At 46.0% G+C, this 18,691-nt stretch carries 16 protein-coding genes; 6 read left to right on the top strand and 10 right to left on the bottom strand.

The window, feature by feature from the left end; all coding sequences use genetic code 11:
- Positions 1-21: 21 nt before the first annotated feature.
- Positions 22-852 (bottom strand): prolipoprotein diacylglyceryl transferase, encoded by an 831-nt coding sequence (gene lgt, locus MUK70_RS20550; RefSeq protein ID WP_234654920.1) that lies wholly within the window; start codon positions 850-852, stop codon positions 22-24.
- Between the two features lie 50 nt (positions 853-902).
- Between lgt and yidD the strand changes: the two genes are divergently transcribed.
- Positions 903-1,112, top strand: a complete 210-nt coding sequence (gene yidD, locus MUK70_RS20545; protein WP_082217029.1) for a membrane protein insertion efficiency factor YidD — start codon at positions 903-905, stop codon at positions 1,110-1,112.
- On the opposite strand, the gene MUK70_RS20540 is transcribed toward yidD, so the two are convergent.
- Together MUK70_RS20540 and prmC are read right to left on the bottom strand one after the other, a co-directional pair.
- Complete coding sequence (locus MUK70_RS20540; RefSeq protein ID WP_234607854.1) at positions 1,109-2,062, bottom strand: AAA family ATPase; 954 nt, start codon at positions 2,060-2,062, stop codon at positions 1,109-1,111. The genes yidD and MUK70_RS20540 overlap by 4 nt on opposite strands.
- 211 nt (positions 2,063-2,273) lie before the next feature.
- On the bottom strand, positions 2,274-3,134 hold the full coding sequence (gene prmC, locus MUK70_RS20535; protein WP_234607853.1) for a peptide chain release factor N(5)-glutamine methyltransferase: 861 nt from the start codon (positions 3,132-3,134) through the stop codon (positions 2,274-2,276).
- A 91-nt stretch (positions 3,135-3,225) separates the two neighbouring features.
- On the opposite strand from prmC, the gene ribD reads away from it, so the two are divergent.
- The gene (ribD, locus tag MUK70_RS20530; RefSeq protein ID WP_234654919.1) at positions 3,226-4,293 is read left to right on the top strand and encodes a bifunctional diaminohydroxyphosphoribosylaminopyrimidine deaminase/5-amino-6-(5-phosphoribosylamino)uracil reductase RibD; all 1,068 of its coding nucleotides are present in this window, start codon (positions 3,226-3,228) and stop codon (positions 4,291-4,293) included.
- Here ribD and MUK70_RS20525 read toward each other — a convergent pair.
- A complete protein-coding gene (locus MUK70_RS20525) occupies positions 4,290-5,063 on the bottom strand; it encodes a shikimate dehydrogenase family protein (protein ID WP_234655384.1) in 774 nt (257 codons plus the stop codon). The two genes, ribD and MUK70_RS20525, sit on opposite strands and share 4 nt — an antisense overlap.
- A 247-nt stretch (positions 5,064-5,310) precedes the next feature.
- Between MUK70_RS20525 and MUK70_RS20520 the strand changes: the two genes are divergently transcribed.
- A complete protein-coding gene (locus MUK70_RS20520) occupies positions 5,311-6,294 on the top strand; it encodes a nucleoside hydrolase (RefSeq protein ID WP_234654918.1) in 984 nt (327 codons plus the stop codon).
- A 9-nt stretch (positions 6,295-6,303) separates the two neighbouring features.
- Here MUK70_RS20520 and MUK70_RS20515 read toward each other — a convergent pair whose 3' ends face one another.
- Positions 6,304-7,410, bottom strand: coding sequence for an acyltransferase family protein (locus tag MUK70_RS20515; RefSeq protein ID WP_234654917.1), 1,107 nt, complete (start codon positions 7,408-7,410; stop codon positions 6,304-6,306).
- 162 nt (positions 7,411-7,572) lie between these two features.
- Here MUK70_RS20515 and MUK70_RS20510 point away from each other — a divergent pair, with 162 nt between their 5' ends.
- From MUK70_RS20510 to MUK70_RS20500, 3 genes are read left to right on the top strand one after another with little or no spacing between them, the layout of a single operon-like run.
- Positions 7,573-10,179, top strand: coding sequence for a family 20 glycosylhydrolase (locus MUK70_RS20510; protein ID WP_234654916.1), 2,607 nt, complete (start codon positions 7,573-7,575; stop codon positions 10,177-10,179).
- Between the two features lie 38 nt (positions 10,180-10,217).
- Entirely contained in the window at positions 10,218-11,465 is a 1,248-nt protein-coding gene (locus MUK70_RS20505; protein ID WP_234654915.1) for an MFS transporter, read from the top strand.
- A gap of 9 nt (positions 11,466-11,474) precedes the next feature.
- Positions 11,475-12,635 carry an AraC family transcriptional regulator gene (locus tag MUK70_RS20500; protein WP_234654914.1) on the top strand — a complete coding sequence of 387 codons (1,161 nt, stop codon included), beginning with the start codon at positions 11,475-11,477 and terminating at the stop codon, positions 12,633-12,635.
- Here the strand turns inward: MUK70_RS20500 and MUK70_RS20495 are convergent, their stop codons facing one another.
- The 5 genes from MUK70_RS20495 to MUK70_RS20475 form a co-directional block, all read right to left on the bottom strand.
- Positions 12,636-14,681: a M13 family metallopeptidase gene (locus MUK70_RS20495; RefSeq protein WP_234654913.1), complete on the bottom strand. Its 2,046-nt coding sequence runs from the start codon at positions 14,679-14,681 to the stop codon at positions 12,636-12,638.
- A gap of 43 nt (positions 14,682-14,724) precedes the next feature.
- Positions 14,725-16,215: a peptide MFS transporter gene (locus MUK70_RS20490; RefSeq protein WP_234654912.1), complete on the bottom strand. Its 1,491-nt coding sequence runs from the start codon at positions 16,213-16,215 to the stop codon at positions 14,725-14,727.
- Between the two features lie 165 nt (positions 16,216-16,380).
- Positions 16,381-17,289, bottom strand: coding sequence for a DUF8428 domain-containing protein (locus tag MUK70_RS20485; protein ID WP_234654911.1), 909 nt, complete (start codon positions 17,287-17,289; stop codon positions 16,381-16,383).
- A gap of 165 nt (positions 17,290-17,454) precedes the next feature.
- On the bottom strand, positions 17,455-18,234 hold the full coding sequence (locus MUK70_RS20480) for a TPM domain-containing protein (protein WP_234654910.1): 780 nt from the start codon (positions 18,232-18,234) through the stop codon (positions 17,455-17,457).
- Between the two features lie 5 nt (positions 18,235-18,239).
- On the bottom strand, positions 18,240-18,683 hold the full coding sequence (locus MUK70_RS20475; RefSeq protein ID WP_234607842.1) for a TPM domain-containing protein: 444 nt from the start codon (positions 18,681-18,683) through the stop codon (positions 18,240-18,242).
- Positions 18,684-18,691 lie beyond the last annotated feature (8 nt).

Below are 18,691 nucleotides of genomic sequence, written 5' to 3'. Positions count from 1 at the left end.
TCACAAGTGGCAAAGATTATACTACCGGGCCAGCTGGTGTGAAGATTTTCTTGATTGGTAAATAAAATAAATGCCCAGTAACACGGCCGGAATGCTTAATATCTGGCCCATATTCAATGCGTAATTCGCTTCAAATGCTTCCTGGTTTTCTTTGAGGAACTCGTACATGAAACGCAGAGTGAACACCCAAACGAAGAAAACGCCGACCATTAAACCGCGTGGCGTGGCTGCCTTGTATTTATTCCATATCCATAAGAGAATGAAGAAGAGTATAAAGCAGGAAATGGATTCGTAAAGCTGTGCGGCGTGGCGTGGGATCTGGCGGAATTCGGTGTTTTGAACAAAAACAAAACTCCACGGCACATCGGTTGGCTTACCGACAATTTCGGAGTTCATTAAATTGCCAAACCGGATAAAAGCGCCTGCCAGGGCAATTACGATAACCATTCTATCGGCAACCCATAGGAATGTTTGGCCCGACTCCCGTCTAGAACGCGAATAAAGCAATAAGCCAGTAATGATCCCTATGATAGCCCCGTGACTTGCCAAACCTGCATAGGGAGGAAGAATTACTTCCAGCGGATTCTTGAAAAGAACTTCGGGTTCATAAAAAAGAAAATGGCCAACGCGTGCACCAATGACGGTGGATAACACCATATATAAGGTAAGCGAATCGATATCTTCCAGGGGCTTGCCTTCTTTCTTGAAGACATGGATCATTATTTGTTGTCCAACCAAAAAACCGGCGGCGAAGAGGAGGCCATACCAGCGGACAGGGAATGGGCCGAAGTCACCAATTTGCGGAATAGTGAAAATTTCAGGACTGACATTCCATATTATATACGAAATCATGCTTTTATGATGTTAATTGCCAAATATACTACTTTGACACAAGAAGCGAAATGAAATTTTTACTCATTGGGTTGGTTCGGATTTACCAGGGCGTGCTGTCCCCTTACCTGCCAAATTCTTGTCGTTATACGCCCACTTGTTCGCAGTATATGATTGAGGCAATTCAGAAGCATGGCGTCGTAAAAGGCACCTGGCTGGGCCTCAAACGCTTTTCCCGATGTCATCCCTGGGGCGGTCACGGGCACGATCCGGTTCCCTAACCGATGGCTACTTTCCGGAGAATGGAATCAATAATGGCCATTGTCCGGACGCCGTCTGCTTCTGCTTCATAGTTGAGTAAGATCCGGTGGTTCATAATGTCCGGCGCGAGCTCCTTAATGTCTTCGGGCAGTACATAATCACGTCCTTCCAGATACGCGAGCGCTTTTGCAGCCCGGTTCAGGTAAATAGTGGCTCGGGGCGAAACGCCAAACTGAATGTAACGCGCCTCATCACGAAGTCCGTATTCCAGCGGGCGGCGTGTTGCGAAAACCAGCTCGATAATGTATTTTTCGAGCGTTTCAGAAATGTTCACTTTATTCACATTGTCACGGATCGCGAAAATGTCTTCCTTGTTCAGGATCGGTTTGATCTGGTAATCATAATTAATGTCCGACATGCGGCGCATGACTTCCAGTTCTTTGTCTTTTTCCAGATAATCGACATAAACTTTCATCATAAAACGGTCGATCTGTGCTTCCGGAAGCGGATAAGTTCCTTCCTGCTCCACCGGGTTTTGGGTTGCAAGCACTACAAATGGCCGGTCGAGCAGATAAGTTTCGTCTCCGATCGTCACCTGTTTTTCCTGCATCGCTTCCAGCAAAGCAGATTGAACTTTCGCAGGCGAACGGTTCACTTCGTCGGCCAGAATAATGTTAGAGAAAATAGGCCCTTTTTTTACCTCATAGTCGCCAATTTTTGGCTTGTAGATCATTGTTCCTATCAAATCGGCAGGCAATAAGTCGGGTGTAAACTGGATTCTTTTGAAATCCAAATGCAGCACTTTCGCCATAACATTGATCGTCAGCGTTTTGGCCAGCCCGGGAACTCCTTCGAGCAGAATGTGGCCGCCTGTGAAAAGGCCAATCAGCAGTCTATTGAGCAGTTTATCCTGCCCCACAACCACTTTGCCCATCTCATTCAGCACATCCTTTATTTTCTCTATATACATTGAAGATTAGTCTTGTTTGGCGGTTTACTTGGCCCCCGGCCCCTGAAGGGGTGGTTGGCGGTTGTTGGTTTGGCGGTTTGCTTTGTCCCCCGGCCAATGAAGGGGTGGTTGGCGTTTTTGGGTTTTGCGGTTTGCTTTGCCCCCAGCCCCTGAAGGGGTGGTTAACGACACGATATACACCCCTTTAGGGGCTGGGGGCAAGGTTGGATGTTTACTTCCAGATCGCCCTTACGAAGCGATCTTTTCCGTGAATGTCCCGCAGGATTTCGACGTTTTTGTAATTTCTTTCTTCAAAAACCTGCTTGGTGCCTGCACCGAAATGCTCGTTGATCTCTACATAGCACTTTCCTTCAGGTTTTAAATGGTGTATGCCAAAATCTGCAATGGCTTTGTAAAATAGCAATGGGTCACTGTCTTCTACAAATAACGCCTCGTGGGGCTCAAAACGCAGAACATTTGGGCGCATATGCTCTTGTTCTGAATATGTTACGTAGGGCGGATTGCTTACAAGGCAATCAAACTGGATAATGTTGCCGGGTAACGGGAAGGTCACATTCAACATGTCTTGTTTGGCAAATGTAACGTCTGCAATCAGCTGGCGTGCATTTTCCCGCGCAACTTCAAGCGCTTCATCCGACACATCCCAGGCATGCACGGAAACGTGCGGCAGGAAGCGGGCGAGCACGATAGCGATACAGCCGCTGCCCGTTCCAATGTCCAGAATGCTGATGTTTTTATCCGGCTCGGCATAGTCGCGGGTCACCATTCTTACCAGCTCTTCCGTTTCGGGACGCGGGATTAGCACAGACGATGAAACACGGAATTCGAGTCCGCAAAATTCGGTTGACCCGATGATATGCTGAACGGGTTCGTTGTCATTCAGCCGACTGATAATGGTGTTCCAGTCGGGTTGTGCGGTGTTTTCCGCCACCGGTCTGTCCACGAGTACATCAATATTGCGAAGTCTCATATAATGCTCAAGCAACATAAAAGTGATTGCCTGAGCTTCTTTTTCGGGATATACGGTAATGCCTTTTAAGATATATTGATATAACTGACGTGCCGAAGTCATTTGATGTGTTTTTTATTCCAATGTCGGAAAGTTAGCAAATAATAGGAACTCACGAAAGTTGAGTTTAAAAGGAGGTTCGTATTTTTGCCGGATGGAGGCAGATATTCAATGGATGAGACGGGCTTTGCTGCTTGCCGGGTATGGTCGGGGGAATGTCAGCCCTAACCCGATGGTGGGTTGTGTGATTGTTCATGAAGGCAGCATTATCGGTGAAGGATGGCATCGGCAATATGGCGGTCCGCATGCAGAAGTTTGGGCCATTAACGACGCTGAATCAAAGGGAAATGCACATTTACTGCCCGAATCGACTGCCTATGTCACGCTTGAACCTTGCTCGCATACGGGCAAAACGCCTCCGTGCGCAGACCTGATCATTAGTAAAAAACTCAAAAAAGTGATCATTTGTAATAATGATCCCAATCCATTGGTTTCTGGAAGAGGGATTGCGCGGATGGTTGAGGCTGGAATTGAGGTCGAAATTGGTTTGCTGGCTTCGGAAGGTTTGGCGCTGAATAAGCGTTTCTTCACTGCTATGGGGCAAAAGAGACCTTATGTGATCCTGAAATGGGCTGAGACGGCGGACGGATTTTTAGGCCCCGAAACGGGTGATGCCCTGCGGATCAGCGGAACGCTTTCAAACATGCGCGTGCATCAATGGCGGACTGAGGAAGACGCTATTTTAATAGGTTATAAAACGGCACTGATGGACAATCCGCGCCTGAATGTGCGTAACTGGGAAGGCCGTGATCCCGTTCGTGTTGTTCTTGACAGGCACTTGCAGCTTCCGGCAACTTTGCATTTGTTCAATAAGATACAGTCGACCATTGTTGTTAATTATTTGCAAGAAAGCACCTTGCCGGATTCTCCTGAACGTTATTCAGTAAGCTCTGACCCGAGTTATTTGAAGGTAAATCCAGGTGCTGGCGAAATTGAGCAAATGCTGAAAGGATTGTTGGCAAGGAAAATCCAGTCTGTTTTCGTAGAAGGCGGTGCGGCAGTGATCAGTGCATTTCTGCAAACCGGATTATGGGACGAAATCCGTCGCTGCCAGGGTCCCGCTGTTATTGGTAATGGCGTAAAAGCGCCGATTGCAACCGGCGTTTTACGCGAATCTGAAATAGTCGAAAAGGATCTCTGGACTCATTATTCCCGCATTTAAACGCTCCACAAATTTTCTTCCTGCGTCCAGATTTCCCAGGCTTTTTCTGCTTGTAATTCAAGCATTTTTAAGCCATTCTGCACAGCAGCGCCTTTTTCAATTCCTTTTTTCAAAAACAATGTTTCCGCAGGATTGTAAACCAGATCGTACAAATAATGTTTTTTGGTTAAAAACTGATATGGAATGTCGGGGCATTCTTCAACTTTCGGATACATGCCCAGCGGAGTTGTATTAATGATCAGCAAATACGAATTCATGATTTCTTCTGTCAATTCTTCATACATGATCGAGTTATCACTTTTTTGCCTCGAAACCAGCTTATAATCCATGTGCATGTCTTGCAAGGCAACTTGCACGGCCTTAGCCGCTCCGCCATTTCCCAAAACCAATGCACTAAAATTGCTGCACTTTTCACCGCGCTTGTCCATCCATTCTTCCAATGACTGGCGAAATCCGTAATAGTCTGTGTTGAACCCTTTTGTACTGCCGTCGGCGTATATTTTTATTGTATTAACAGCCCCAATCCGTTCTGCGGAAGCATCATCCAGATCATCCAGATAGGCGATCACCTCGGTTTTGAAAGGAATTGTCACATTTAAACCTTTCAGATCCGTCTTATTTTTCAGCAGTGTGGTCAGGCCTTCCAGTGAATTCATTTCAAACAGTTCGTAGCTGCTTTCCCGGATCTTCTCGCGGAGAAATTTGTCCGTAAAATATCGCTTGGAAAAAGAATGCGTCAGGGGAAATCCAATTAAGCCGTATAAGTTCATAATCCTGTGCGCGCTGGTTGCAGCGCAAAAATAATGTGAGACAAACTGCGAAGTTAACCCTGTGCGAAGGCAATTACAAAAATTAATATCACCGGCATGATGACCGTTGAAGTGGTGAGTGGTAAGGAAAAGCAGGTGTTTCATGTTTTAAAGAATTAAAGCCATAAAATTTGCGCAATTTGCAGCATAGTGACCCAGTGCAGCGAATATAGCAATAGTGCCAAAAGTGTTTTTCTCAATGATTGCCATGCGTAAAATATTACTAGTCCTCTGTCTTTTAAGTTGTTCCCACATTTATGCTCAAACCGGAGGCAGGCTTCCCAAAACATTAATCCTTGATACGGACATTGGCCCGGATTATGATGATGTAGGAGCCATGGCCGTGCTGCACGCATTGGCAGATAAGGGCGAAGTAAGGCCGCTGGCAGTGATTGCCTCTAATAAAAATGAATTTGTAGTCCCGACCATTGACATCCTGAATACTTACTTTGGACGACCGGAGCTGCCAACAGGAGCGCCGAAAGGCGAGGCCGCCCCAACTTATGGTGCCACTCAGAAATGGCCCGAAATGTTGGTTGAAAAATATCCGCATAAGATCAAAACAACGGCTGATGCGGAGGATGCTGTGACGGTTTATCGCAAAATTTTAGCCAAACAGCCCGATCAAAGTGTCACAATCGTAACCATCGGTTTTTTGACGAACCTTGCCGATTTGCTCGATTCCAAGCCGGATGAGCATTCGCAGCTATCGGGCGTGAACCTTGTAAGAAAAAAAGTTAACGGGCTGGTAAGCATGGCCGGCAAATTCCCCGCCGGACGCGAGTATAATGTGTATGTGGATTCCCTGGCTTCACAAAAAGTATTTACGGAATGGCCTACGGAGATCATTTTCAGTGGTTTTGAGATCGGGCAGGAGATTCGTACGGGCGTGCATGTGATCGCGAACGAACGGTTGAAAAGCCCGGTGAAGGACGCATATCAATTAGCGATGTCTAAAAGCGAGGGTGATGCCAATGGTCGTCAAAGCTGGGACCAGACTGCCGTGCTGGTGGGTGTCCGTGGTGTACAGCCTTATTTTGGATTGAAACGGGGAAAGATCATTATTAAGGATGGCAACAACACGTGGCAGGATGATCCCATGGGCCCACACGCTTATCTCACACCCAACATGCCCACGCCCCAGCTCACTGCATTGATAGAGGGCTTAATGATGTGGGAAGGCAAAAAATAGGCAGGATGTTTATAGTTTGATAAAAATCTTTCTCCTGTACAAAATGTAAGCGGGAATGAAATTGATGCCAACGAAGAACAATGCATAAAGCAAACTAGCCAGCTGCGGATTAAAACCAATGTTGACTAATGTGTTGACAGCGTGTGTATTAACGGTATGTCCATTGATTTTATACAAATAAAAAAACAAGGCAAAAATATCCGCCAGCACATAAATCGTGATCGCATTTGCACCGAAAATAATTCCGGGAGCGGTTCCCTTTGTTCTTCCTGAAATATCCATCAAAAAGTAAAGCGTGCCTAGGAGCATAGCTGCGAAACCGGACGTTACCAGCACAAAAGAGCTTGTCCAGAGATTTTCGTTGGTTGGAAAAGTAAGGTTCCAGAAATAGCCCGCTGCACAGCTGAAGAAGCCCGTTACCATCATATAATTGACTTTTTCGTGGGGCTTAATATTGCTTAGCATCAACCTGCCCGCCAGCATGCCCGTAATGCCTGTCACGAAGGATGGAAAAGTGCTTAGTATGCCTTCGGGATCCCAGTTTCCCTGCCACATTTTCCCGGGCAAATATTGCTGATCCACCCAGGCAGCCAGATTACTGCCGGGCTCCAACATTACTTTACCCGTTCCCGGCGTCGGGATGAGTGTCATGGCCAGCCAGTATAAAATCAATATCGCCAAGCCGATGGATGCTTGCTGTTTCCAGGTTGTGTTTAGGAACAAAATGGCGCAGAAAAGGAAAACAATGGCGATCCGGTGCAATGTGCCGGCATAACGCAGGTCCGAAAAGTCGAAATGGGGGAGCAGGTTCAAGAACATTCCAACGGCAAAAATTTTCAAAGAACGGAAGACGATTTTTTGATACAACGGCGTTTTCGCGTCCCCGCGTTCGAGCCTTTTGGAATAGGCAAATGCAATGGAAACACCGACAATAAACAGGAAAACGGGCGCGATCAGGTCTGTAAATGTTAGTCCGTTCCATTTGGAGTGGCGCAATGTAGGAAAGACGAATGCTTCGCTGCCGGGAAAATTGACCATGATCATGGCGGCAATGGTGAAGCCGCGCATGGCGTCGAGGGAAAGCAGTCTTGTGAATGTTCCTGTTTCGTTTGTCATCCTGCCTGTTTTTGGGGATAAGTACGTGCTTGTGCACCGGAAAGGCTATTGATGAAAGAAATACTAGTATATTTTCCCAACTTATCAGTAATATTAATGCGGTAATTTTATCCATCTGCGAAATCACCGTTGAACTCATTAAATCTTTGTGTTTCTGACCCTATGAAGAGAATATTTCTTTATCAGCTCGTTATCGTTTGTTTTTTCCTGTTGGCCGGCTGTTCACGCACCGGTGATGTTACCAAAGAACAAGCGCAGAAAATTGGCGTTTCGTGGAAACTCGTTTCTAATTTCATAGAACCGGCCCACAGCTTTGACGCGAAATTTACCCTGAAAAATGGCAGCGATTTTACGCTCGACGGCAGCAACTGGGCGCTGTTTTTCAACATGTCGCCGCGTCCGATCCAGAGCAATAAAACACCTCAGCCGGCCATCATCGAGCATTTGAATGGGGATTGGTATAAAATGGTCGCCGCGAAAGATTTCAAACTGGCGCCCGGTGATTCTATAATCATTAATTACACCGGAACAGAGGGTGTTATAAAGGAAACGGATGCGCCCATGGGCTTGTATTTTGTTTTTTATGACAAAGAAGGCAAAGAGAAGGAGATCGTGCAGGTTAGGGATTTTACCGTGGAGCCATTTGTTGCTAAGGAGCAGATTATGAGAGGAAAGGATGATCTGGTGCCGCTTCCAACCGCCGAACAGCGTTATAAAGACAATTTGAAATTCACCAAGCTGGGCGCAGAACAATTGCTGAAAATTATTCCTAGCCCAGTGAAAATGAGTGCTCGCACTGAGGCATTTACATTGGATAATAAAGCCAATGTGTTTTACCAGAAGGGCCTTGAAAAAGAAGCGAAATACTTAATTGAAAAACTAAAAGCGGTCACTGGAACTGACTTTCCGATCCGTGAAGGGTTGCCAACAACAACCACGCCCGAGGCTCCTTCTATTGTTTTAAACACGGGAACCGTTTCTGTAAATGGGATTGCTAAGGAAGCGTATAAGCTAAGCGTTAATGCGGGTGGCGTGAACATTACAGGCAGCGATGCGGCCGGAGTTTTTTATGGAATTCAAAGCCTTATGCAGCTTGTGCCGACTGAGTCTTATCAAAAACCAGCCGCGTCCATTTTGCTGGGCCATGTGCAGGTTGAGGATGCACCGCGTTTCCATTTTAGAAGCATGCATCTGGATGTGGGCCGGAATTTTCAGACAAAGGAAACCATCAAGCGCGTTCTCGATTTGCTTGCATCTTATAAAGTCAATCACTTTTTGTTTTATACAACCGAGGACGAAGGCTGGCGTGTGGAAATTGACGGGTTACCCGAGCTAACGGAAATAGGCGCGCACCGTGCACATACGTCCGGAATCAATGCTTCGGCGCTGCATCCTGCTTATGGATCAGGGCCTGTCGCGAATGATGAGGGTAAATTCGGAAGCGGTTATTACACCCGTGCCGATTTTATTGAAATACTCAAATATGCCAATGATAGGCACATTAAGGTGATCCCGGAAGTAAATTTCCCTGGTCACGCGCTAGCGGCCATTAAGTCTATGGAAGCACGTTATGATCGCTTAATGAAGGAAGGCAAGGAAAAAGAAGCGAATGAATATCGCCTGATCGATCCGGACGACAAGTCGGTTTACCTCTCGGCCCAGGCTTATAAGAACAATACGGTAAGTGTTGCACGCGAATCCACTTATCATTTCTTTGAGAAAGTGGTGGATGAATTTGCCAAAATGTACAAAGAGGCGGGCTTAACGATGGACACATTTCACACCGGCGGTGATGAAGTTGCCGAAGGTGCCTGGACCAAGTCACCCATGGCCATTAAATTGAAAAACGAGCATCCGGATATCAAAGAATTCCGGGATTTGCAGACTTACTTTTTCAGGAAATTATTGCCGAGGCTTGAAAAGCGCAATCTAAAAGTGCATGGCTGGGAGGAAGTTGCATTAACCAAAACCAATGCAGGGATTTACAATGCTAACCCTGAATTTGTGGGTCATCCTGTTGTTCCTTATGTCTGGAACAATGTGTATGATGTGGATCTGGGCAATCGCCTCGCTAATGCGGGCTATCAGGTGGTGCTTTGTAATGTGACAAATTTTTATTTCGACATGTCCTATAACAATGATCCAAAAGAACCGGGCTTGTACTGGGGCGGATTTGTGGATACGCGTGATAACTGGGCGTTCGCACCATTCAATATGTTCCGGACGACAGAGGAAACGGCTTTGGGCAAACCCATGAAGGAGGAGTTCAACGGGAAGCAGCAGATGAAACCGGAAGCGCGAAAAAATGTGATCGGGATTGAAGCGCAGCTTTGGTGCGAGACGGTTAAGGGTCGCGACATGATGGAATATTCAATTTTGCCCAAACTAATGGGTTTCGCAGAAAGCGCGTGGGCGGCGGAGCGTCCGTGGGAAAATGTGGCGGATGATGCCGCAAGGAAGAAAATGATCAGTGAGGGCTGGAATGTGTTTGCAAACAGCATTGCGCAGCGCCATATGCCAAGAATGAGCTTTGTTAATGGCGGTTATAATTACAGGCTTCCTATGCCGGGCGCCATCGTTGAGGACGGCATGCTGAAAGCCAATGTAGAGCTGCCGGGACTTGCTATCCGTTACACAACGGACGGCTCGGAGCCTACTGCCAAATCCCCGGTGTTCGAAGCACCGGTAAAAGCGGCCGGAACGATCAGGCTGAAAAGCTTCGATATGGCTGGCAGATCAAGCCGTACGAGCGTTGTAACGGCTCAGTAAGCCGGGAAAAAGAAGTTTATAGTAAGCCTTGAACCCTCATGCAAAGGAATAGTTTTATTGTCGTTCTGATCCTGCTGATATTCTTTGTCATTTCTTTTTTGACCAATATCCTTGGGCCGATCATCCCGGATATTGTGAAGAGTTTCAGTCTGAGCATCGGGCTTGCAGGTTTTTTGCCTTTTGCGTTCTTTGTGGCTTATGGAGTCATGTCCATTCCCGCAGGGCTTATGGTTGAGAAATATGGAGAAAAGCCGGTGTTACTGCTGGCTTTTCTTCTTGCATTTATAGGAGCGCTGCTTTTTGCCATTATTCCCAGTTTTGCCATTGCGTTATCGTCCCTTTTCCTGATCGGGATTGGCATGGCAATGTTGCAAGTTGTTATTAATCCATTGCTCCGGGTTGCGGGAGGTGAGGCGAAATTTGCTTTTTTCTCGGTGCTGGCGCAGCTTTTCTTTGGCGGCGCTTCATTTCTGAGCCCCATGCTTTACAGTTATCTGGTGCTCAATGTGCATTCGGGCCGCTCGGGTTTTTTGATTGATATACTAAATAACCTGGTTCCTGAAAACCTGAAATGGGTGTCGCTTTACTGGGTTTTTGCCGTAATAGCATTGCTAATGGTGGTGGTGATTGCATTGGTAAAATTTCCGAAAGTGGATCTGCTGGAAGATGAGCGCATGGATGTTGGCCATTCCTTTAAAGAGCTTGCCGCCAACAAATCGGTCTGGCTGTTTTTTTTGGGCATCTTTGCTTATGTAGGAACGGAGCAAGGCATAGCGAACTGGATTTCCCAATTTTTACAAACCTATCATCATGTGGATCCTGCCACAGACGGCGCTGCCGTTATTTCCTATTTCTGGGGCTTGCTTACAGTCGGTTGCTTCCTGGGATTGGTGCTTTTGAAAATATTCGATAGCCGTAAAGTGCTGATTTTCTTCACTTCGGGAGCGATTGTCGCATTGGGCTTTGCATTATTTGGATCCAAAACGGTTGCTATGAATGCATTTCCGGTCACCGGGTTTTTTGCTTCTGTTATGTATTCTGTGATTTTTTCCCTCGCGTTAAATTCTGTTCCCAGGCATCACGGGACGTTTTCCGGTATATTGTGCGCTGGGATTGCGGGTGGGGCCGTTGTGCCTTTGATCGTCGGTGGGCTGGGGGAGCTGTTTGGTTTACAAATGGCCATGTTATTCCTTTTTGTGCCACTCGCTTACATTTTTAGCATTGGCATCTGGGCAAGGCCGCTGGTTAATAATGATACGATTACGAGCATTAAGGAAATCTTCTGACCCTGCCGGATGTATAAAATTATCCTCCTACTTGATTTTGCCGAGGAATACAGCAAGAGCCTCATGAAGGGGATTAATGCTTATTCCAAAGAATTCGGGCCATGGATTTTCTGCCGCATGCCGCTTTTTCATCGGGAAACGGTGGGGATTGATGGGATTTTGAAATGGGCATTGGAATGGAAGGCCGACGGCATTGTTGGCCAGCTTTATAATAAGGATATTGAAAAAATTATTCAGACAGGCATTCCGGTCATTGCGCAGGATTTTAAAGAACGTTTTACTGAAATTCCCAACATTACCGGCGGCTATCACGAAGCTGGCCAGCTAGGCGCGGATTATTTTCTCAAAAAGGGTTTTACAAATTTCGCGTTTTACGGTTTTAATGACATCGTTTGGTCAAGAGAAAGGGCAGAGGGTTTTGAGGAGAGATTGAAAAAGCGCGGGCATCAGGTTCATTATTTTGAGCACAAAAAGGCACGCTCGACTGAACTTTGGTATTACAAACCCAGCTCGCTAAGCCGCTGGCTGAAATCATTGCCGAAACCAATCGGCCTGATGACTTGTGACGATAACCAGGGACAGCACATTACCGAAGCTTGCCGGCAACTGGGCATCCGCATTCCTGAGGAAGTTGCGGTTTTGGGTGTGGATAATGATGAAATGATCTGCGACTTATCCGATCCACCACTTTCGAGCATTGCGCTGGACGCCGAAAAAGGCGGTTATGACGCCGCCAAGCTGCTCGATCACATGATCAAACACGGCACTTCGGAATATTATGATATCATCGTGAAGCCCGTTCAGGTCATTACCCGGCATTCCACCGACATTTACGCGACCAATGATGACCATATCGCGTCTTCATTGAAATACATTCACCAGAACATTGATAAAAACCTGCACGTGGATGAGGTTGTGAAACAGGTTCCATTATCACGCCGCGCACTGGAAAAGCGCTTTTTGGAAATTACAGGCTATCCAATTTACAAATACATTTTCAATCTGCGCATTGAAAAATTTACCCAGAAACTGCTCGATACAGACATGTCGGTTTTTGAAATTGCGCTGGATATGGGCTTGACGGATAGTAAAAATATAGCCCGCCAATTCAGGCAGGCTAAGGGTTGTAGTCCAAGTGTTTACAGAAACAGATATGTCGCTGGCAAATGATTACCAGATCACAATCCGGGCCGAATCTGGCAGGATCATTTTGCTTCCCGGCGAGCAATTCCACGCTGCCTGAAACTCTTTCAAATGTGGCATCGGACCGTTAATGCGGTCTTTTGCTGGTGAATGCGGATCAGTTTGCACCTGATTTCTTAATGCTTCGTTGGTTGTATTCATATGCCAAACCTGCGCCCAGCCCAGGAAAAAGCGTTGCTTCCAGTTGAAGCCGTCTATTGGCGCTGGCTCCGCTTTTCCTTTTAATGATTTTTCCAAAGCATAATAGGCAAGTGTCAATCCGCCAAGGTCGGCCACATTCTCACCGATCGTTAATGCACCGTTGATCTTGAATCCTGGTAATGCTTCGATTCCGCTGAAATAATCAATGTACTTTTTGGTCAGCTTGTCAAAATTCGCGCGATCCGCAGTTGTCCACCAGTTTTTCAGGTTTCCTTCATCATCAAACTGTGATCCCTGATCGTCAAATCCGTGCGTAAATTCGTGGCCGATTACGGCGATAATCCCTCCGTAATTAATGGCATCATCCGCATTGCGATTGTAGAATGGTGGTTGCAGAATGCCGGCCGGGAACACGATTTCGTTGTTCAACGGATTGTAATAAGCATTCACCGTTTGCGGAGTCATCAGCCATTCAGCCTTATCCACCGGCTTGCCAATTTTTTCAATTTCTTCCTTATGCGCGAAAAGCGATGCTGCTATGGCGTTTTCAAACAGTTTATCTTTCTCAATCTTAATGGATGAATAATCCTTCCATTTGTCCGGATAGCCGATTTTATAGGTGAATGCTTTTAACTTTTTGTGCGCCTTGGCTTTTGTTGAATCGCTCATCCAAGTGAGTTTGTCAATGCGTTCGCCGTAGACCGTGCGCACATTTTCGATCATGTCAGAAACTTTCTTCTTGTCTTCTTCCGGAAAGTATTTTTTGGAAAACAGTTTTCCTAATGGCATTCCTAACAAGCCGTCCGTAGACCGGATCGCACGTTCAACTCGCGCTTTTTGCTGCTTCGTGCCACGCATTACCGTGCTGAAAAAGCGGAAATTTTCCTGATCGAAGCTTTTTGGGAGATAGCCTGCAAATCTTGTCAGCAGCTGCCACTTTGCATAAAGCCTTAATGTCTCAATAGGAGTTGCTTTCAAAAGCTTGTTTACATTTTGCAAATAAAGCTTGTCTTGAACAACAATGCTGTCGGTCTTAATGTCTTGCTTATCTGCAAATGCTTCCAGGTCAAAATCCGGCGTGAGCGATTGAAAGCCTTTGAACGCCATTTTGTTATAGGTTTTCACCGGGTCGCGCAGCTCCACATTGGTTAGTTGAAGCTTCGCCAGTTTTGTTTCAAAATCAAGGATCGTCTGCCCTGGCTTTTGCTCAGGAAATGCTGCCAATGCAAACATTTTATCCACATGTTTTACAAACTCATCACGCACTTTTACGGTGCTGGAATCCATTCTATCGTAATAGCTGCGCTCACCCAGGCTCAGTCCGTCCTGTCCCTGATAAAGCACATTCGTTTTACTGTCCTTCAAATCCGCGTCCACGCCCAGGCCAATGACAGAAGAGACGCCGACTTTCTGCAATTCACCCGAAACCGAAGCCAGATCTTTAAGCGATTGCACACCATTGATTTTATCCAAATATGGCTTTAATGGCGTGATAGCACGTTTTTCAATGGTTGCAGTGTCCAGATAGGATTGATAATAATCCGCGATCTGCTGTTCTTCGCTTCCGTTTTTGCGGTCTTCCAGCTTGACGATTTCGTCAATGATCCCTCTCAGTCTGACTTCCTTATTTTCTTTGTCTAAAACATTAAAAGCACCCCAACGGCTTTCTGTTCCGGGAATTGGATTGGCTTTTTTCCAGCCGCCATTGGCGTAAGTGTCAAAATCGTCGCAAGCCTTCGCTGTGGAGTCAAGCGAGCTGATGTTAAATCCAGGCACTTTTTCACCGGTTGCCTCCTGGTCACTTTCCTTTTTACAAGCCGACATGGCCAGTGACACGGCAAATGTAGCGTAGCATAGATGGATTAATTTCATGTGGTGTTTTTGTGAATGTTTATGTGTTGATGTGAATGATTGACTACGAGATTCCGCCCATCCAGCCTTTGATCGGCTTCCAGAAAACAAGCAGAATAAGACCAAAAATGGTTGTGATAATGGCTACCTGATTGAATAATGCGGGCATTTGCATGATGTTTTCTTCATCAAAACCGCCTGCAAAAATCCCGGCGATGAGGTTCCCGAGCGAAGCACCTACGAACCAGATGCCCATCAGTTGGCTCACATAGCGTTTAGGGGCAAGCTTTGTATATGAACTTAACCCGACCGGACTTACGCACAATTCCCCGATGGTGTGCAGGAAATAAGTAGAGGTCAGGAATAACGGAGATGCAAGTTCACCGGTAACCGCAATGTTAGAAGCCGCAACCATTACAAAAAAGCTCAATCCAAGCAAAATTAATCCTGCACCGAATTTCACAGGAATGGATGGGTTGAGATTTTTAGTCGAAAGATATATCCAGAGACTCGCCAAAACCGGTGCGAAAAGCAAAACAAAGGTCGGCTGGAAATTCTGGAACCAGCTCGATGGCACTTCCCATCCGCCAATGACTCTTTGTGTATGCCGCTCGGCGAAGATTTGAAGTGACGTTCCAGCTTGTTCGTATCCAGCCCAAAACAGCGAAATCGCAAGGAATAAGATGATCAACACCAACACGCGATATTGTTCCACGCGGGTCAGTCCGCCCGCAAACAATATAAACAGGAAATAGGAAGCAGAGATAATTACAATGATCACGCCAGCACCTTTCGCCAATCCCTGGGCAGTGGTCATGTCAAGAACGCCGGAAGTTTGCAGAATGATCAGGAGCACGACGAGTGCTCCAATGAAAAGGTAACCAAGCTTTTTGTTCGCACCTTTTTGCGCATCTGACTCGGCCGTTGCGATCCTTGCAGGCGGCACATCGCCCATTCCTTTCAGATATTTTGCACTTCCATAACGGAAAACAACCAGGCCCAGAAGCATTCCGATCGCAGCGGCACCGAAGCCCATATGCCAGCTCACGCGCTCTCCAAGATATCCCACAATGGCAATTCCGAGAAATGATCCCAGATTTATCCCCATATAAAAGATGGAGAATGCTGCATCGCGCCGCGCACCGCCTTCGGGATAAAGCTCTCCAACAATTGAGCTAATATTGGGCTTTAACAGACCTGTCCCAACAGCAACGGTTGTCAATCCCAAAAAGAATAAGCCCGAGCCGCCCGGCACAGCAAGAATAATGTGACCCAACATAATCACAATTCCTCCATACCAAATCGCTTTCTTTTGTCCTAAAATATTATCGGCAAGCCAGCCGCCGGGTAATGTTAGCAGATATACCGATGCGGTATAAAGTCCATAAATAGCAGCAGCTTCACCTGCGCTCATAGACATTCCGCCCCTCACAGAATCGAGCAGGAAAAGTAAAAGTATCGCACGCATCCCGTAGTAACTGAAACGCTCCCACATTTCGGCAAAAAACAAGACGTACAAGCCTTTGGGATGTTTTTGAGATATCTGTGAAGACATAGAAGAGAAGTGTTTTATTTGGTTTTATGGGTTATTTATTGAAAATTTTATCGCACAAGATAGGGAATAACGATAAATATAAATAAATCCATAAAAATAAAAGCAGTAACCAACTATTCAGGCCGATTACTGCTTTTCTCCTACTATGCTTTGCTTTTGTAATGCTTATTTTACTGAGAATGAGCCTTCTCCTATTGAGAATCCTTCGGAATACAGCTCGATGGTGTATTTCCCGGAGGGGAAGTTCGAATCCCGGTCATAAAGGATGCTTACATCTTGATTATTATTGGTGTAGGTTACTTCCTTGCTAATGGTATATCCTTGTTCCTGACCATTGTAATCGAATGTTCCGGATCCTGTTTTCGTATCCGAAATCGTTGCGCCTGTTGGGTCGATGATTCGTAAATAAACGGTTTTGTTATCGGCTGCAGTCAATGGGTTTTTCTCGAGAATAAAATCAACCCGCACTTTGTCCACTCTTTTCGCTTTCACATTATCACCTTCCCTAACCTTGCCTTTTGACGAAACAGCGTACACCTTCACACTGCGCGCCCGCAACGCTGCTGCCATGGTAACTTTTGATTCGAGCTCTGTGTTTTTGGAAACTACGCCGGAAAGTGAATCACTGATTGCTTGTTTGGTTGTTTCCAAAACCGTTTTTTCCTGAACCAATGTTTCGTTCTGGCTGATCAGCTGCTGGTTTTCTTCCCTTAACTGAGCGATTTCCTCATCTTTTTTGGTAAGGAATGCTTCATATTCTTTTACTTTTTTTCCCATTGTCAAATTTCCTTTGCGCAAGGCAATGCGGTCGTTTTCCAATGCAGCTTTTACTTTTTGCAATTCTTCAATGTCGCCGCCAAGTCCCTGGACTTCCTGAATTCTTGCATCGAGTTGTTTTGAAATGGAGTCAAGTTTAATTTCTGATGAGGCCAGTTCATTTACCCGGGTTTGCAGGTCTGCTTCCTGCTTGTTTGTAACAGCGCGCTCATTGTAGTACAAGTAGCCAAAAACAGCCGCGAGGATCGTCATAAGGATTAAACCGACCAATAGACCAGTGTTATTTTTCCTTTCCATAGAAATTTGTTTAGGTTAAACAATTTGAATTATTCAAATTAATCCAAAAACTATGCCACTAGTATACGTTATGCGTTTAGTATTGAACATAATAAAGCCCGGATGAACATTACTGTCACATCCGGGCTTTTGAAAACTCAAATTTTAAGGTTCTCAGAACGGCCTCTAATAATCTCCTCCTGCTCCTCCGCCTCCGAAGCTTCCTCCACCAAAACCTCCGAAGCCACCTCCTCCTCCGCCTCCGCCGCCCCAGTTTCCGGAAAAGCTTCCTCCACCTGAGTGCGTCGTATATGGAAAGAATAATGGTCCGCCGAAGCCTCCTAAACCGCCTCTTCCGCCGCGTCCACCACCATTATTGCGGTTGCGGAACATAAAGACCATGATCACGATGAAGATAATTACAAAAATCAGCAATGGTGGAAACGATCCATCTTCATCAGCCTGTTTGGGATCTGCTTTGTATTCACCCGTCGCATATTTGAATATCATATCTACGCCCTGATCCAGTCCTTCATAAAACTGGCCGTTCTTAAACTGAGGCGTGATGACTTGCGAAATGATCCGCTTGGCGACTGCGTCAGGAATGGCTCCTTCGAGTCCGTAGCCGGTGCTAATGTACACTTTACGATCCGTAGGAGCCCATAGGAGCACAATTCCATTGTCTTTATCCTTTTGCCCAACGCCCCATTCCCGGCCAATTTTCAAAGCATAATCCGCGATGGGATAGTCTCCCGTTGTGGGAACGATTACAATGACAATCTGCGAAGAAGTAGAATCATTGTAGGCGACCAGTTTTTGTTCCAATTGCGCTTTTTCAGTCTCGCTGAGCTGTTTGGCAAAGTCGTTGACCAGTTTGGGCGGGTTTGGTTTCGGCGGAATGTCCTGGGCAGCTGCATTCATAAATGCGGCTATGACCAGGAAAAAAACAATCAGGATTCTCTTCATAAGGATCATTTACCGAACGAAATATCGTCCGGCAGTTCGTTGATGTCGTTGGAGTTGTATGGAAAATGGATTTTCAATTGAAAGCCTGCTTCGGCAATTCCGTGAACCAATCCTTCTATAAACTCTCCTTTCGCAAAATGCTGTTTAAGCAGGTCTTTTGTGCTGTTCCAAAAATCATGGGGCACTTTCTCATTAATTCCCTTATCACCTAAAACAGCAAATTTGCGGTCTTCGTAGGCCAGATAAAACAGGACACCATTTTGCAATGCTGTCCTGTGAAGATTGAGAAACAGAAACACTTCTTTGGCTCTTTCCATTACGTCCGGAGCCGGGCATTTCTTTTCGATATGCACTTTCACCTCACCGGAAGTCTGAGTTTCAGCTTGCTTTATTGCTTCAATGATGCGTTGCTGATCCTTTTCAGAGAAAAGAAGTGAATCTGTGGCCATGATGATCT

This window comes from Dyadobacter chenwenxiniae, from assembly GCF_022869785.1.
In the GTDB taxonomy this organism is placed as follows: Bacteria; Bacteroidota; Bacteroidia; order Cytophagales; family Spirosomataceae; genus Dyadobacter; species Dyadobacter chenwenxiniae.
Note: the sequence above shows the minus strand (reverse complement) of the source record. Positions and strands in the feature narration are given on the sequence as shown.